We start from the raw sequence: 16,065 nt of genomic DNA on the forward strand, positions 1-16,065 counted from the left end.
CCGGTGTCGAGCAGTCCCACGATCGCGGGAATCGACCTCGAACGGGCGACGATCCCGGACCTGCAACGGGCGATGGACTCCGGCCGGCTGACCTCCGTGGAGCTGACGGAGTTCTACCTGGACCGCATCCGCCTGCTCGACCCCCGGTTGAACTCGGTCATCACGACCAACCCGGACGCGTCGCGGCTCGCGGAGGAGAGCGACGACCGCCGGAAGGCTCGCCGGATGCTCGGCCTCATGGACGGTATCCCGGTGCTGCTCAAGGACAACATCGACACCGCGGACAAGCAGCCGACCACGGCGGGCTCGTTCGCGCTGGCCGGGTCGCGTCCGGCCGCCGACGCCCCGCTGGTCAAGCGGCTCCGCGAGGCCGGGGCGGTGATCCTCGGCAAGACGAACCTGTCGGAGTGGGCGAACTTCCGCGACCGGCGCTCGTCGAGCGGCTGGAGCGCCGTCGGCGGGCAGACCGGCAATCCGTACGTACTCGACCGCAACGCCTGCGGCTCGTCGAGTGGGTCCGGCGCGGCGATCGCCGCGCACCTGGCGACGGTCGCGGTCGGCACGGAAACCAACGGCTCGATCGTCAGTGCGGCGGGCGCCACCGGGGTCGTCGGCGTCAAACCGAGCATCGGGTTGGTGAGCCGAAGCGGTGTGGTGCCGATCTCGGGGGTGCAGGACACCGCGGGCCCGATGGCGCGCACCGTGACGGACGCGGCCATCCTCCTCGGTGTGCTGAACGGTCCGGACAGCGGCGACCCGACCACCGCGGACAGCCCGGCCCGGCCGGACTACCTGCGCTTCCTGGAGCCCGACGCGGTACTGGGCAAGCGGATCGGCGTATGGGATCCCACCGGCGGGACCAGTCCGGACACGGTGGCGGTGTTCGCCCGCGCCGTCGACCGGCTGGAGTCCTTGGGCGCGACCCCGGTCGAGGTGACGATCCCCGGACTGGACGTGGTGGGCCGCACCGAGTTGCCGTCGATGCTGCACGAGTTCAAACACGGCATCAACGAGTACCTGGCGGCGACCCCCGGCGACCATCCGGCGGATCTGGCGGGGCTGATCGAGTTCAACAAGGCCAACGCGGACGTCGAGATGGGTTTCTTCGGACAGGAGCTGTTCGAGGAGGCCCAGGCCACGAGCGGCGACCTGACCGAACCGGCGTACCTGAGCCTGCGCGCGGAGGCGACGGGAGCGGCGCGGCGAGGGCTGGACGACACGCTCCGGACACACCGGCTGGACGCGATCGTGGCGCCGACGAACGCGCCGGCGTGGAAGACCACGCTCGGCAGGGGAGACGACTATCTGTTCGGTTCCTCCACCCCCTCCGCGGTGTCCGGCTACACGAACATCACCGTTCCCATGGCGTTCGTCGGCTCGCTGCCCGTCGGCCTGTCGATCATGGCGGGCCGGTACAGCGAGCCGACGGTACTGGCGCTGGCGTACGCGTTCGAGCAGGCCACCCGCGCCCGCCGTCCACCGGAGTTCCTGTCCGCCGTCAGATGAGCCCGGCGCGGACAGCGTGCGCGACCGCGTGGGCACGGTTGCGTACCTGGAGCCGCGCCATCAGCTCGTAGATGACGTTCTTCACGGTGTGTTCGGAGCAGGACAGCTCGCGGGCGATGTCGGCGTTGCCGTGTCCATCCGCCACCAGGGTGAGCACGGTGAGCTGGCGCTCGGTGAGAGGGGCGACCAGATGGACGCCGACCGGCATGGACAACTCGGCGCCACCGCTGAGCAAACGGACCAGTACCCCGTACGGCACCCGGCTTTCCCCGTGTACGGCCGAATGCACGGCGGCGCCGAACTGATCCGGCGTCGCTTCGGGGGTCTGGAGGAGGATCCGCGCGCCCGCCCGGACGGCGCGCAGTACACCGGACGGGTTGAGCGTGTCCGCGGCGACGATCAACCGATGGCCCTTCGGGCGAAGTGTGGCGGGACAGGTGGACAACGCCTCGTCGATCGTGCTGCCCGCGGCCACCACGGTGTCCGCCGCGGCCGCGACGAGGATCCCCGCCTGTCTCAGCTTCGCGACCACGGCTTCCCGGACCGCGGCGCCCGCCGCGTATACCTGCACACTGATCACAGCAACCTGGCCCTGAGCGCGTAGGCGACGGCGTGCGCGCGGTTACGCAGCCGGAATCGCTGGGTGATGTCGTGCACGACGGCGGTCACCGTACGCGCCGAATAGGACAGCCGCCGGGCGATCTCGTCGGTCTCGTAGCCCTCGGCGACCAGGCGCAGTACCGCGTGCTCGCGTTCGCTGAGTCCCGCGCGCGCCCACGCCTGCGGCGCGACCGGCGTCTGGGTTTCCATCCCCTGCTCGAGAACCCTGTCGATCAGGTCCGGTGGCATGGTGCAGTCGCCGACGACGGCGGCGAGCACCGCGCGGGAGAGCCGGTTCGCGCTGGCCTCCCTGCGGCGCATCAGGCCGTGGGCGCCCGCCGCGATCGCGTGCAGCGCGTCGGCGGGCGTCAGTTCGGTGGCCAGCAGGACGACCTCGGGCCGGTGTGCCTGGTTGCGGATGGTGTTCACGACGTCGAGCACCTTCTCGTCGACGAGGTCGACGACCACGACCGTGGCGTCCGCTTCCTCGTCACTCGTCACCACGGTGAGCTCCGGGCTGCCGTTGAGTGTGCAGCCGATGCCCGCCTCGAGTACCGGATCGGCCGCGTCCACACTGACCCTTGCGGGCTCTCCCATGCCTTCTCCCCTTCCCCATCCAACCGCCGTCCAGTCTCATCGGGAATCCGGCGGTTGTCTTCCTCGCTAAGCATGAAATCGAGAACTTTTGCTGCGGTCTTTTGCTCACTTCGCGTGAATTTCACCGTAGCCACGGCACCGTTCGCCGCCGCAGGGACAAACGCGCAGCCGGTGCCCGCACGGATCCTGCCGCTCTTTCCCTGCCGTCCCAGCACCTTCGGCACCAGTCTGAGGCGAGCACACCTCGGAGGTTGCCATGACCGGCCCGGCGCGCCGCCACCTGATTTCCCTCGATGACCTCGATGACGCCGACCTGCATTGGATCGTCGGACGCGGAATCGAGCACACGCTCGGCCGCCGAACAGACGAGCGGCCGTTGCGAGATTTGGTTGCCGGTATTTTGTTCCGCAAAACCTCGACCAGAACGCGGACCTCGTTCTCCGCCGGGGCACTCCGGCTCGGCGCCCGGCTGATCACCTACGGTCCCGGCGACCTCCAGGAGAACACCGGCGAGACCATTGAGGACACCGCGGCCGTGCTGTCGGGGATGCTCGACGTGCTCGTGGTGCGGACGGCCGGCGGCGAGGCCGAGCTCCGCGCCTACGCCGTGAACCGGCGGATGGCCGTGATCAACGCGATGTGCGCCGAGGAACACCCCACCCAGGCGCTCGCCGACCTCACCACGCTCACACAGCGGTTCGGCCGGATCGACGGGTTGCGCGTGCTCTACGTCGGTGAAGGCAACAACACCGCGTCGGCGTTGGCCCTGGCGCTGTCCCGGTACCCCGACACGGAGCTGTACCTGCGCACGCCGCCGGACTACGGCCTTGACCAACGGTTCCTCGACCGGGCGGCGCTCAACGCCAAGCGCAGCGGTGCGCTGGTGGAGGAGCGCCACGACATGGACGACCTGCCGCCCGTCGACGTGGTCTATACCACACGGTGGCAGACCACGGGAACGGTCAAACACACCGAAGACTGGCGAGAGGTGTTCGCCCCGTTCCAGGTCGACACCGCGGTGATGGCCGAGACCGGCGCCAAGGTGTTCCTGCACGACCTGCCCGCGCACCGCGGCGAGGAGGTCACGGCGGAGGTGCTCGATGGACCGTCGAGCCTCGCGTTCCAGCTGGCCGAGAACAAATACCACAGTGCCCGTGCCGTACTCGAATGGTGCGCGGGCGCCGAAACCCGGGGAGATCCGGTGAGCCATGGCTGACGAAGTCCTGCTGTCGGAAGGCGAATGGCGGCTGTGGAACGAGTTCGCCTTGCGCGGCCCCGGATTTCCCGCCGCCGGAGTGCTGAGGCTGGCACCGCTCGGACTCGCCGAGGCGGCTGACGGGGTCGACGGGCTCACCGGTCCCGAGTGGCTCGCGTTCGAGGAGCGGTTCGCCGACGCGATGGTGAACAACGTCAAGGAACTGCAGGAGATCGCCGCGTTGCCCGCCTTCCGGGCCGCGGTGGCGTGGCAGAACCCGGCCCTGGTGCAGCGGGGGATCGGCTTGTTCCTGGCGTGGGATCCCTCGGCGGAAGGGCGCACCAGCAAACGGCGTGAACGTGAAGAGCTCGTCGCGCACTACTGGCAACGGTTCTGCGTGAAGAACGACACCATCGGCTTCTTCGGCCCGGTGGGCTGGGGCCGGTGGGACGAGTCGGTCGAGGGTGTCACCGTCGAGCCTGGTTCCGGTCTGGTCGCCGAGTCGAACATCTATTTCTCGAGCTGGGCCGTCGACGCGGTCGCCCGCACGATCGGCGTGGATCCCCGGCTGCGGGCCTGGATCGCGCCGCGCCGGGTGTCCTTCGTCCGGGTCACCGGAGACCTGGCGGGGATGCCCGGACGCCTACCCCAGCGGCTCGAGCCACTCGAACGGGAGATTCTCGTGCGCTGCGACGGTATCCGCCGTCCGGCGGAGCTGGCGGCGGCTCTCGGCGGCGAGGTGGCCGAAGACGCCGTCGTGTCCATCTTGGACGAACTGGTGCGGCGACGGCTGATCGTGTGGCGGCTGGAGGTGCCGACCTGCGCTCATCCCGAGCAGTACCTGCGAACCGTGCTCGACCGGGTTGCGGACCCCGAGCTGCGGCGGGACGCGTTGTCCAAAGTGGAGGTGCTCGAGCGCGGCCGCGACCGGATCCAGGCGGCCGGTGTCGACGCCGACGCCCTGTCCGCGGCGTTCACCCAGCTGGAAAGCGAGTTCGAGACGCTGACCCAGGTCGCGGCGCAACGTGCCAAGGGCAAGCGGACCGCGCCGTGCCGGGCGCTGATCTACGCCGACTGCCGCCGGTCCGCCACGGTCCGGATCGGCGCCGCGATCCGCGACGAGCTGACCCCGCTGGGCCTGTGCCTCACTTCCGCCCGCTGGCTGACGGGCCGGTTCGCGGAGGTCGTCGGACGACGTGTCCGGCAGGCTTACGAGCGTCTGCGTGACCGGGACGGGAGCGCGGACCTCGCGTCGCTGTGGATGGAGTGCCTACCCGCCCCGCACGGCGAGTCGATCGCCGACATCGACCGGATCCAGGCCGAGCTACGGGAACGCTGGGCCCGGATCCTGGACGTCCCCGAAGGAGCCCGCCGCGTGCGACTGTCCAGTGTGGACATCGCGGACCGGGTGCGGGAGGAGTTCGCGGAGACCGGCCCGAGCTGGCCGCAGGCCCGGTACGTCAGCCCGGACGTGATGGTCGTCGCGGACGACGCGGCCGAGGTGGCACGCGGGAACTTCGAGCTGGTCCTCGGCGAACTGCACGTCGCGATGAACACGGCGAGCACGTCGCTGTGGGTGATGCAGCATCCGGACGCCGGACGGCTGCTCGCCGAGACCTCGACGGACTTCCCCGGACCGCGCCTGCTGCCGATGCTGCCCAAGGAACAGCCGCCGCGATGGTCGGCGCGCAGCCGGATCTCGTTGGACCGGCCGGAGGACTACTACGTGGCCTTGGTGGACCACACTGTCGACCCGGAGCGGGAGCGGACGGTGCTGAGCGCCGACGTCCTGGTCGAAGAACGGGGTGACGGGCTGGTGGCCGTGTTGCCCGACGGCGCGGAGTTCGACGTGCTCGACGTGTTCAGCAACGCGATGACCAACCGGGTCATGGACCGGTTCGCCCTGCGTCCGGTCGCCGACCATTCGCCGCGGGTGACGGTGGATCGGTTGGTGGTGGCGCGGGAGTCGTGGTCGATTCCGGTGGGGGATTTGGGTTTTGTGTCGGAGAAGTCGGAGGCGCGGCGGTTTGTGTCGGGTCGTCGGTGGCGTGATTCGTTGGGTTTGCCGCGTTTTGTGTTTGTGGTGTCGCCGGGGGAGCCTCGTCCGTTCTATGTGGACTTTGATGCTCCGGTGTATGTGAATATTTTCGCGAAGGCGGTGCGGCGGTTGGCGCGTCAGGATCCGGGTGGTCGTGTGGTGATCACGGAGATGTTGCCGTCGCCGGAGCAGGTGTGGCTGACCGACGACGTGGGTAATCGCTACACGTCGGAACTACGTTTCGTCGCGGTCGACCAGTCCGTCCGATGATCGTCAGGGCGCCCCGGCTCGGCGCGGCCGACGTGCTGGCGGCGGCGCGGCGGACCGCCGGCCGGATCCGGCGCACACCGCTGCTTTCACTGGAAGGCCTGCCGCGGATCCTGCTCAAGGCCGAGCATCTGCAGCACGGCGGCTCGTTCAAGACACGCGGCGCGGCGAACGCGATGCTCGACCTGTCCGCCGCCCACGTGGTGGCAGGCTCGTCGGGCAACCACGGGATCGCGGTCGCGCGGCTCGGCGCGGAACTGGGCGTGGGGGTGACGATCGTCGTCGCGGGTGGTGCGCGGGCCGACAAGGCCGCCGCCATCGAGAGGCTCGGCGCCCAGGTGGTCGAGGTGCCCGGTGGGGTGGCCCAACGGGACCAGTACGCGCGCGACCTCGCCCTCCGCACCGGCGCGGTGTTCGTCCCCTCCTCGGACCACCGGCTGGTGGTCGCCGGCGCGGGTACCGCGGGGCTGGAGGTCTTCGACGCGATACCGGATCTCGACGCGATCTTCGTGCCGACCGGTGGCGGCGGCCTGCTGGCGGGCGTGTGTCTGGCCGCCGAGGGAATGCTCAGGGCACCACGGATCATCGGCGTCGAACCGGTGGCGGCACGGCGTTACGCCCTCTCGCTGGCGGCCGGATGCCCTGTCGAGGTGCCCCCTTCCGACACGGTGGCCGACGGGCTGCGTGGCCAGCGTCCGGGCGCCATCCCGTTCCCGATCATCCAGCGCCGGGTCGACGAGATGATCGAGGTCACCGACGAGGCGATCCTGGCGGCGACGGAACTGTTGCACCGCAACGGCATCGAGGCGGAACCGAGCGGAAGCGTCGCGCTCGCCGGAGCCTTGCGGACCCGGTTCGCCGGCCGGGCCGTCGCCATCGTGTCCGGCGGGAACACACCCCGGCGCTTCCGCGTCGCCGATCCCCGATAGCCGCGAGGAGCGTTACCGACATGTTGTGGTTGAGCGAAAAGTGGCGGCTCTGGGACCAGTTCGCGGTCCGTGGCGCCGGTTTCCCCGCGTCGGGCGTGCTGCGCTTGGCGCCGGAAGGACTGGCCGCGGCCGCGGACCAGTTCGACGGGGAGGTGTTCGACAAGCAGTTCGACGCCTCGGCCGTGGAAACAGCCGTCGAACTCCAGGCGATCGCCTCCACACCGGGGTTTCGGGCCGCCGTCGAGTGGCAGAACTCCACGATCTGGCGGACCGGTGTCGAGTCCTTCCTGGCGTGGGAGCCGTCGGTGGCCGGCCGGACGAGCAAACCGCGGCAGCGCGAGGAGCTGGTGGCGCAGTACTGGCAACGGTTCTGCGTGAAGAACGACACGATCGGCTTCTTCGGCCCGGTGGGGTGGGGGCGGTGGGACGAGTCGGTCACCGGCGTCCGGGTGGAGCCCGGCTCCGGGCTGGTCATGGCTTCGAACGTCTACTTCGCCAGCTGGGCCGTCGACGCGGTGGCCCGCACGATCAGCGCCGATCCGCGATCGCGGAACTGGGTGGCGCCGCGCCGGGTGCCGTTCGTGCGGATCTCCGACGGATTCGCGCATCTCCCCAGCCGAGCGCCGCAAGAGATCCCGCCGGCCCTCCTCCGGGTGCTCGGACAGTGCGACGGAGTCCGCACGGCGCAGGCGATCCAGGAGGACTTGGGCCCCGGCATCGACGTGGCCGCCGCGTTGACGGACCTGGTGCTGCGCCGATGGATCGTCTGGCGGCTGGACATCCCGGCGAGCGCGCATCCCGAGCGGCGGCTTCGGGGATGGCTGGAGTCCGTCGGTGACACCGAGTTCCGGGAGCATTGGCTAGCCAGGCTGGACGAGCTGGAACGCGGTCGCGATCGTGTCAGCGTGGCGACGCCGGTGGGGCTGCCGGACGAACTGAGCGCGTTGGAGACCGAGTTCACGACCTTGACGGGAACGGCGGCCACCCGCGCCAAAGGCACGAACACCGCCCCCTGCCGCGGGCTGGTCTACTCCGATTCCGTCCGCGCGGCGCGGGCCCGGCTCGGCACCGACGTACTGGCCGAGCTCACCCCGCTCGACCTCCTGCTGACCAGCGCGACCTGGCTGACCTCCAGGCTCGCCGACGCGGTGCTGGGTCACGCCCGGCGGGTCCACGCCGACCTCGCGGCCGCCGGACCGGTCGACCTCGCCGCGTTCTGGTTCGCGTGCATGCCGATCCTGCACGGCTCGGCGGTGGCCGACGCCGCGGCGCTCCGCCAGGAGCTGTCCGCCCGATGGGCGCGAATCCTCGAAGTCCCCGAAGGAGCCCGCCGCGTGCGACTGTCCAGTGTGGACATCGCGGACCGGGTGCGGGACGAATTCGGCGAGCCGTCCCCCGGCTGGGGCATGGCCCGCTACCTCAGCCCGGACGTGTTCGTCATCCCGGGCGACGACGGCGGGCTGGTGCTCGGCGAACTGCACATCGCGTCGAACACGCTCGGCGCCTCGCTGTTCGTCAACCAGCATCCGGCGCGCGGCGAACTGCTCGCCGAGACCGCGGCCGACTTCCCGGGCCCGCGCCTCCTGCCGATGCTGCCCAAGGAGCACCGATCCCGCCTGTCCGCCCGGATCCGCTATTCCCTCGACCGGCCGGAGGACTACTACGTGGCCTTGGTGGACCACACGGTCGACCCGAAACGGGGGCGGACCGCGCTGAGCGCCGACGTCCGGGTGGAGGCGCGCGGTGACCGGCTGGTGGCCGCGCTTCCCGACGGCGCGGAGTTCGACGTGCTCGACGTGTTCGGTCACGTGCTGACCACGTTGGCGATGGACCTCTTCCGGATCATGCCGGACGCGGACCATTCGCCGCGGGTGACGGTGGATCGGTTGGTGGTGGCGCGGGAGTCGTGGTCGATTCCGGTGGGGGATTTGGGTTTTGTGTCGGAGAAGTCGGAGGCGCGGCGGTTTGTGTCGGGTCGTCGGTGGCGTGATTCGTTGGGTTTGCCGCGTTTTGTGTTTGTGGTGTCGCCGGGGGAGCCTCGTCCGTTCTATGTGGACTTTGATGCTCCGGTGTATGTGAATATTTTCGCGAAGGCGGTGCGGCGGTTGGCGCGTCAGGATCCGGGTGGTCGTGTGGTGATCACGGAGATGTTGCCGTCGCCAGAGCAAGCGTGGTTGACCGACGATGCCGGGAATCGTTACACCTCCGAACTGCGCTTCGTCGCCGTGCACGGCGGATAGCCGGTTTGTCTGCGCGTTCTTCCCTGCGAAAGGCGAGCGCCGTCCGTCAGGCTGGGTGGCATGCTGATCCTGTCCCATGGTGACGTTCGGCGGGTCCTCGACGGTGCGGAGCACGATGTGCTGGCCGCGGTGCGGGCCGCGTACGTCCTGCACGCCCAAGGCCGGACGGCCGTGCCACATTCGGTTTTCCTGCGATTCCCCGGCGATGAACGCAATCGGATCATCGCGCTGCCCGCCTATCTCGACAGCCCCGAGGCGGCGGTCGCCGGGGTGAAGTGGGTGTCGTCCTTCCCCGGCAACGTGAACTCCGCGCTGGACCGGGCGTCGGCGGCGATCATCCTCAACTCGATGCGCACCGGCCACCCCGAGGTGCTCATCGAAGGAGCGACCATCTCGGCGCGGCGCACCGCGGCGAGCGCCGCTGTCGCCGCCGCGACCCTCGGCACCACCGGCTCCGGGGTGACGCTCGTCGGAAGCGGCGTGATCAACTTCGAGGTCCTGGCATTCCTCCGGGCCGTGGACGCCGGGCTGGACTCGGTCACCGTATTCGACCTCGACCAGGATCGGGCCGGTGCCTTCGCGAGCCGGTGCGCCGCGCGGTGGCCGGACATGAAGGTCGACGTCGCCGCGAGGATCGAGGACGCCCTCGCCGCACATCCGCTGGTGAGCCTGGCGACCAGCGCCACCGTCCCGCATATGGACGGGTCGCACTGTCAGCCGGGAGCGTTGATCCTGCACCTGTCCCTGCGCGACCTCACGCCGGAGACCATCCTCGACGGCGTCAACATCGTCGACGACGCCGACCACGTCTGCCGGGCCGCGACGTCACCGCATCTCGCGGAGCAGCAGGTCGGCCATCGCGACTTCATCTCGAGCTCGCTCGGCGAGCTCTTGCTCGCCGGTGGGCGGCACGAGCGGAGCGCGGACGCTCTCACCATCTTTTCGCCCTTCGGCCTCGGTGCGCTGGACCTCGCCGTCGCGGACCTCGTGCACCGGCGCGCCCTTGAGCTCGGCCTCGGTACCCGCATTCCGGGGTTCCTCGGCAACGTGTCGGCCTGACCGCGGAGTGTCCGTGAAGGCCTCCTTCCCTACGCTCAAGGTAGGGAAGGAGGCCTTCACGGACACCCCGTACCCCGAGGCACCCCTCACGACCTCGCCCCTGATGAAGCGGTAGCAGAAGCCCCGCGCGATCAATGCGTCAATTGACACAAGCCCCGTCGAAACTTCTTGCTAGTCATGATTCATGAGAACGCGATCAGCCGTGCATCGGACCGTGCTGGCGGTGGATGTGCAGGGGTTCGGCGATCAGCGCCGGACCACGCCGCATCAGCTCGTGGTCCGGGACGGCATGTACCGCGCGGTGGAGAACGCTTTCGGCGCCGCGGGTATGTCGTGGGCGGAGTGCCACCGCGAGGATCGCGGCGACGGTCTCGTCGTGCTGGCTCCCGCGCAGGCACCCAAGTCTTCGTTCGTCGAGCTGTTTCCCCACGCGGTCGCCGCGGAGCTGCGCGCGCACAACGCGACGCGGCGGGCGGAGCAGCAGATCCGGTTGCGCCTCGCGTTGCACGCCGGGGAGGTGGTCTTCGACGACCACGGGGTCACCGGCGCGGCGGTCAATCTGACCTTCCGGTTGCTGGACGCGCCCGTGCTGAAGGAGGCGCTGGCGGAGTCGCCGGGTGTGCTGGCGATGGTGACGTCGGGGTGGTTCTTCGAAGAGGTCGTGCGCAACAGTCCGGTCGCGGATCAGACGGCCTTCCGACGGGTTCGGGTGGCGGTGAAGGAGACCGCGACGGTGGCGTGGATCAGCCGTCCTGACCACCCCTATCCCGCTTCTCCGGAAGCTCCCTCGCCGAAGCAGGAGGAACCCGGCCAGACGGGGGCGACGGTCACGATGACCGCGACCTCGTCGGACAGCGGCAGGGTGTATCAGGCCGCACGGGACCAGCAGATCACCGAGGCATGATGCGTCCCGGCGACGAGGGCGAGGGAATTCACCTGGAGGCCCATGCCTCCGGTGACGCCCATATCCACCAAGCCGGCCGCGATCAGCATGTCCATTACGCCGACGGGGTGCACGGACGCCGCCGGGCCACCGCGGGGCGGCTCGTGCGGGAGTGCCCGTACCCGGGGTTGGCCGCGTTCGGGCCGGAGCAGGCCGGGTGGTTCTTCGGACGGGACGGCCTGGTCGCCGAACTCATCGCACATCTGGACGAGCGCCTGCCCACCGGTGGCGTGCAGATCGTGGTGGCGCCGTCGGGGGCCGGGAAGTCCTCCTTGCTGCGGGCCGGTCTGGTGCCCGCGCTCGACCGCGCCGCCCTGCCCGGCTCCGACGGCTGGCCGAAGCAGGCGCTCACCCCCACCGCGGAACCCTTGCGGGAACTGACCGCCGTCGATCGGGAGCAGGGCTCCCCGCGGGTCGTGGTGGTGGACCAGTTCGAGGAACTCTTCACGTTGTGCACCGACGACGAGCAACGGCACGCGTTCATCGACCGGCTCCTCGAGATCGGTGAGAACGGTGGCCTGGTCGTCATCGGGGTCCGCGCGGACTTCTATCCCGCCTGCGCCGACCATCCCCGGCTGAGGGCCGCGTTGCAGGACGCGCCGCTGGTGGTCGGGCCGATGTCGGAAGAGGAGTTGCGCGAGGCGATCCTGTTTCCCGCCAAGGCCGTCGAGCTCGACATCGAACCCGGGCTGGTCGAGGTGCTGCTGCGCGATCTGGGTGTCACGGCCAAGTCCGGCACCTCGGGATACGAGGCAGGACGGTTGCCGTTGCTGGCGCACGCGTTGCGGGTCAGCTGGCAGCAGCGAAGCGGCACCACGCTCACCGTGCAGGGGTACCAGGACACCGGCGGCATCCGCAACGCCGTCGCCACCACCGCCGACCGGGTGTTCACCGGGCTGGACGAGGCCGGGCGAAAGGCGGCGCGCTCGGTGTTCCTCCGCCTGATCAAGATCGGGGACGGGACCGAGGACACCCGCAGACGTGTCCCGATCGCCGAGTTGACGAACGCCGCGGCGATCGTGGAGGCCTTCAGCCAGGCCCGGCTGCTCACCCGGCGGCAGGACGACGTCGAGATCACCCATGAGACCTTGCTGCACAGCTGGCCACGGCTGCGGGCGTGGATCAACGACGACCGCGCCGGACGGCTGACCCAGCAGAACCTGGAGGAAGCCGCGACCGCCTGGGACCGCGCCGATCGCGATTCGTCGTTGTTGTTCTGGGGCAGCCGTCTCGAGATCGCGCAAACGTGGGCCGAAAACGCTCCGGCAGGTGAGCTGAGCCAGGTCGGCGAGACCTTCCTGGCGGCCTGCGGACGAGCGCGCCGCCGGGCCGCGCGGCGACGTACGAGACTCATCGCCGTCCTCACGGTGCTCACCGTGGTCGCTTCCACGGCCGCGCTGCTCTTCTTGAGGCAGCAGAGTGAGGCCGTGCACCAGCGCGACCTCGCCATCTACAACAGGGTCCTTACCGAGGCGGATCAGCTCCGTGGCACCGACGTGTCGTTGTCGGCGCAACTGGATCTGGTCGCCCACCGGCTGCGGCCCGGCGAGGAGACCGCCACGCGACTGGTCACCGCGGCGAACATGCCGTTGTCCACCCCGCTGGCGGGCCATACGGACGTGGTCACCGCCGTGGCGTTCAGTCCCGACGGGCGCATCCTGATCACCGCGAGCATGGACGAACACCTGCGCGTGTGGAACGTGTCCGACGCCACCCGGCCGGTCCTGCTGGGGCAGGCCGCCGATTCCGGGAGCCGGGTCCACGCCATGGCGTTCAGCCCGGACGGACGCACGGTGGCCACCGGCAGCATGAGCGGGGCGGTGCGGTTGTGGAACGTCGCCGACCCCGCGCGTCCGGTGGAACTGGGCGGCTACCTGAAGGACCGAGACGGCTTCAGGGGGCAGGTGGGCACCATCGACGCGGTGGCCTTCAGCCCGGACGGTCATACGCTGGCCGCGGCCAGCGAACAAGGAACGGTGCAGTTGTGGAATGTCTCCGATCCTGCCCGGCGCGAGTCACCGAGCGAGGTCTTCGGTCACCACAAGTCCGTCAAAACGGTGGCGTTCAGCTCGGATGGGCGCACCCTCGCCACCGGTGGCGACGACTTCACGGTGCGCTTGTGGAACATCGCTGATTTCGGCAAGCCCGCGCCGCTGGGCGAAGCCTTGAAAGAGCACCGCGACACCGTCAACGCGGTGGCGTTCAGCCCGGACGGGCGCACGCTCGCCAGCGGCAGCGACGATTCCACCCTTCGCCTGTGGGACGTTTCCGATCCCGCGTCGCCCGCGAGCCTCGGCGGCTCCGCGAACGGCCATCTCGGCTCCGCGGTGAGCTCGGTCAAGGCGGTGGCCTTCAGCCGGGACGGGCGCACGGTGGCCACCGGCAGCGCCGATTCCACGACCCGGCTGTGGAACGTCTCCGATCCCGCACAGCCCAAGGGACTCGGCGAACCACTGAGGGGGCACACCGGCGCCGTCGACGCGGTCGCGTTCAGTCCCGATGGGCGGACCTTGGCCACCGGCAGCCTCGACCAGTCCGTCAGGCTGTGGAACATCCCGGGCTCCACGTTGACCGGTGGCACGAGCGCCATCTACTCGGTCGCGTTCAGCCCGGACGGGCGCACCCTGGCCACCGGGGAGGGCGATTCCGTCGTACGGCTGTGGGACGTCTCGAACCCCCTCCGACCCGCGTCCGTGGGACCGCCGCTGACCGGCGCGACGAAAGCCGTCGTCTCGGTGGCGTTCAGCCGGGACGGGCGCACGCTGGCCAGTGGCAGCACCGATTCCACGGTGCGGTTGTGGAACGTCGCGGATCCGGCGCGACCCGTCTCCCTCGGCGAGCCGCTGAAGGCGCACACAGGCGCCGTCAATTCGGTGGCGTTCAGTCCGGACAAGCGGACCTTGGCCACCGGCGGCAGCGATTCCACGGTGCGGCTCTGGGACATCTCGGACGTGGGCAAACCACAGGCCCTCGCGTACCCGCTGACCACTCATACTTCCGAGACCGTCCTGACCGGACGTACCGACGCGATCTTCTCGGTGGCGTTCAGCCCGGACGGGCGCACACTGGCCACCGGCAGCAGCGACTTCACCGCGACACTGTGGGACGTCTCGGATCGGACCCGGCCGGTGCAGGGCGCGCCCTTGACCGGGCACACCCAGCCGATCTACTCGGTGGCGTTCAGCCCGGACGGTCAGAGAGTGGCCACCGGCAGCGCCGATTCGACGGTGCGCCTGTGGAACATCTCCGACCCCGCGAGATCGAGCAGGCTGCCGACCGACCACGCCGGCACCGTTTCTTCCGTGGCGTTCGCCAGAGACGGCCGCACGTTGGCCACCGGCAGTACCGATTCCACCGTGCGACTGTGGAACATCTCGGATCCGGCGCGGCCCCTCTCCTTGGGACGCCCGCTGGGCGGTCACACCGACGCCGTTGTCTCCGTGGCCTTCAGTCCCGATGGGAACACCTTGGCCAGCGGCGGCGCCGACTTGTCGGTCCGGCTGACCGGGCTGAACGTGGACCGCGACATCGACCGGATCTGCGCCGTCACCGGCGCCACGCTCACCAGCAAGGAATGGGAACGCTATGTCGGCGGCGACGTTCCCTTCGCCCCGCCCTGTGGATGAGGAGAGCGTCATGAAGAAATCCGTTCTCATCGGCGCCCTCGCCGGAGCGATCGTGGTGGTCGGAGGTGTGATCTGGGCGGTGCAACCTCCTTCGGACGACAGCGCCGCCGCAGTGAGTTTGGCGGTAGAACTGACCGCCCAGGCCGACGTCTACGACGTGGCTTTCAGCCCGGACGGCCGAAACCTGGCGGTCTCCAGCAGAGACGGCACCGTGCGACTGTGGGACACCGGCACCCGACAAGAGTCCGGCAGGCCCATCACCGGGGTTAGCCGCGAAAACAGCCCGCTGCCGCTCGCGTTCAGTCCGGACGGCCGCACGCTCGCCACCGGCGGCTCCGACGTACGACTGTGGGACGTGGCCAGTCGTCAGCCACTCGGCCCGCTCTCCGATCCCGAGGCCGTGGTGCCGCAGCCCGTGCTGGCGCTGGCGTTCAGCCCGGACGGGCGCACCCTGGCGACCGGCGGCCTCGGCGAAACCCGGCTCTGGGACGTGAGCAGCCACCAGCAACGCGGCAAACCCTTCGGCCGGGGCATGTTCGACCTGGCGTTCAGCCCGGACAGCAGCACACTGGCCACCGCGGGCCACCAAGGCGCGTCGCTGTGGAACGTGGTCGATCAACAGCGGATCGGCGAAACCTTCGCGCAAGGCGACTGGATTTCCGGGGTGGCCTTCGCCCCCGATGGTCGAGTGCTGGCAGTCGCAGGCGGAGTCGCCGTCGACAACGGGGTGCGGCTGTTGGATCCGGTCAGCCGCAAGCAGATCGGCAAACCCTTCGGACACGGGATCGCCGGAGTGGCCTTCAGCCCGGACGGTCGGACTCTGGCCACCGTCGGTGGCAGCGCGAGCGACAGCGGCCACGACGAATCGGCCCGGTTATGGGACGTGGCCAGCCAGGAGCAGATCGGCGCGCCGCTCGAGCACGGCGTGCTCAGGGTGGCCTACAGCTCTGACGGACGTCACCTCGCTGTGGCCAGCGGCGGCCCGTCCGCACGATTGTGGGGTCTCGCGGGCACGGGACAGAGGTAAACTCTTCGCTTCTCTGCCGGCTACGAGATGAGGGGTTT

At 69.9% G+C, this 16,065-nt stretch carries 11 protein-coding genes; 9 read left to right on the top strand and 2 right to left on the bottom strand.

Annotated features, from left to right (window positions below):
* The first annotated feature begins 3 nt into the window (after positions 1 to 3).
* Entirely contained in the window at positions 4 to 1,506 is a 1,503-nt protein-coding gene (locus HDA45_RS37695) for an amidase (protein ID WP_343072236.1), read from the top strand.
* Here HDA45_RS37695 and HDA45_RS37700 read toward each other — a convergent pair.
* The gene (locus HDA45_RS37700; RefSeq protein WP_343072237.1) at positions 1,499 to 2,086 is read right to left on the bottom strand and encodes a response regulator transcription factor; all 588 of its coding nucleotides are present in this window, start codon (positions 2,084 to 2,086) and stop codon (positions 1,499 to 1,501) included. The genes HDA45_RS37695 and HDA45_RS37700 overlap by 8 nt on opposite strands.
* On the bottom strand, positions 2,083 to 2,703 hold the full coding sequence (locus tag HDA45_RS37705; protein WP_184903606.1) for a helix-turn-helix transcriptional regulator: 621 nt from the start codon (positions 2,701 to 2,703) through the stop codon (positions 2,083 to 2,085). Before HDA45_RS37705 ends, HDA45_RS37700 begins: the two co-directional genes overlap by 4 nt.
* A 256-nt stretch (positions 2,704 to 2,959) precedes the next feature.
* On the opposite strand from HDA45_RS37705, the gene HDA45_RS37710 reads away from it, so the two are divergent.
* The 8 genes from HDA45_RS37710 (at position 2,960) to HDA45_RS37745 (ending at position 16,027) form a co-directional block, all read left to right on the top strand.
* Entirely contained in the window at positions 2,960 to 3,919 is a 960-nt protein-coding gene (locus HDA45_RS37710; protein WP_184903608.1) for an ornithine carbamoyltransferase, read from the top strand.
* The gene (locus HDA45_RS37715) at positions 3,912 to 6,206 is read left to right on the top strand and encodes a lantibiotic dehydratase (protein WP_184903610.1); all 2,295 of its coding nucleotides are present in this window, start codon (positions 3,912 to 3,914) and stop codon (positions 6,204 to 6,206) included. Before HDA45_RS37710 ends, HDA45_RS37715 begins: the two co-directional genes overlap by 8 nt.
* Entirely contained in the window at positions 6,203 to 7,132 is a 930-nt protein-coding gene (locus tag HDA45_RS37720; protein ID WP_184903612.1) for a threonine ammonia-lyase, read from the top strand. The genes HDA45_RS37715 and HDA45_RS37720 overlap by 4 nt, the downstream gene beginning before the upstream one ends.
* Positions 7,133 to 7,152: 20 nt before the next feature.
* Positions 7,153 to 9,372, top strand: coding sequence for a lantibiotic dehydratase (locus tag HDA45_RS37725; RefSeq protein WP_184903614.1), 2,220 nt, complete (start codon positions 7,153 to 7,155; stop codon positions 9,370 to 9,372).
* Positions 9,373 to 9,432: 60 nt separating this feature from the next.
* On the top strand, positions 9,433 to 10,431 hold the full coding sequence (sbnB, locus tag HDA45_RS37730) for a 2,3-diaminopropionate biosynthesis protein SbnB (protein ID WP_184903616.1): 999 nt from the start codon (positions 9,433 to 9,435) through the stop codon (positions 10,429 to 10,431).
* Positions 10,432 to 10,615: 184 nt separating this feature from the next.
* Positions 10,616 to 11,335: a nucleotidyl cyclase domain-containing protein gene (locus HDA45_RS37735; RefSeq protein WP_184903618.1), complete on the top strand. Its 720-nt coding sequence runs from the start codon at positions 10,616 to 10,618 to the stop codon at positions 11,333 to 11,335.
* Positions 11,332 to 15,000: a WD40 repeat domain-containing protein gene (locus HDA45_RS37740; protein WP_184903620.1), complete on the top strand. Its 3,669-nt coding sequence runs from the start codon at positions 11,332 to 11,334 to the stop codon at positions 14,998 to 15,000. The genes HDA45_RS37735 and HDA45_RS37740 overlap by 4 nt, the downstream gene beginning before the upstream one ends.
* A 10-nt stretch (positions 15,001 to 15,010) precedes the next feature.
* Entirely contained in the window at positions 15,011 to 16,027 is a 1,017-nt protein-coding gene (locus HDA45_RS37745) for a WD40 repeat domain-containing protein (RefSeq protein ID WP_184903622.1), read from the top strand.
* Positions 16,028 to 16,065 lie beyond the last annotated feature (38 nt).

The organism is Amycolatopsis umgeniensis, assembly GCF_014205155.1.
Lineage (GTDB): Bacteria > Actinomycetota > Actinomycetes > Mycobacteriales > Pseudonocardiaceae > Amycolatopsis > Amycolatopsis umgeniensis.

Coding starts and splice junctions, on each gene's coding strand:
- HDA45_RS37740 (WP_184903620.1), top strand. CDS start 11,332: ATGATGCGTCCCGGCGACGAGGGCGAGGGAATTCACCTGGAGGCCCAT.
- HDA45_RS37720 (WP_184903612.1), top strand. CDS start 6,203: ATGATCGTCAGGGCGCCCCGGCTCGGCGCGGCCGACGTGCTGGCGGCG.
- HDA45_RS37705 (WP_184903606.1), bottom strand. CDS start 2,703: ATGGGAGAGCCCGCAAGGGTCAGTGTGGACGCGGCCGATCCGGTACTC.
- HDA45_RS37735 (WP_184903618.1), top strand. CDS start 10,616: ATGAGAACGCGATCAGCCGTGCATCGGACCGTGCTGGCGGTGGATGTG.
- HDA45_RS37715 (WP_184903610.1), top strand. CDS start 3,912: ATGGCTGACGAAGTCCTGCTGTCGGAAGGCGAATGGCGGCTGTGGAAC.
- HDA45_RS37710 (WP_184903608.1), top strand. CDS start 2,960: ATGACCGGCCCGGCGCGCCGCCACCTGATTTCCCTCGATGACCTCGAT.
- HDA45_RS37725 (WP_184903614.1), top strand. CDS start 7,153: ATGTTGTGGTTGAGCGAAAAGTGGCGGCTCTGGGACCAGTTCGCGGTC.
- sbnB (WP_184903616.1), top strand. CDS start 9,433: ATGCTGATCCTGTCCCATGGTGACGTTCGGCGGGTCCTCGACGGTGCG.
- HDA45_RS37745 (WP_184903622.1), top strand. CDS start 15,011: ATGAAGAAATCCGTTCTCATCGGCGCCCTCGCCGGAGCGATCGTGGTG.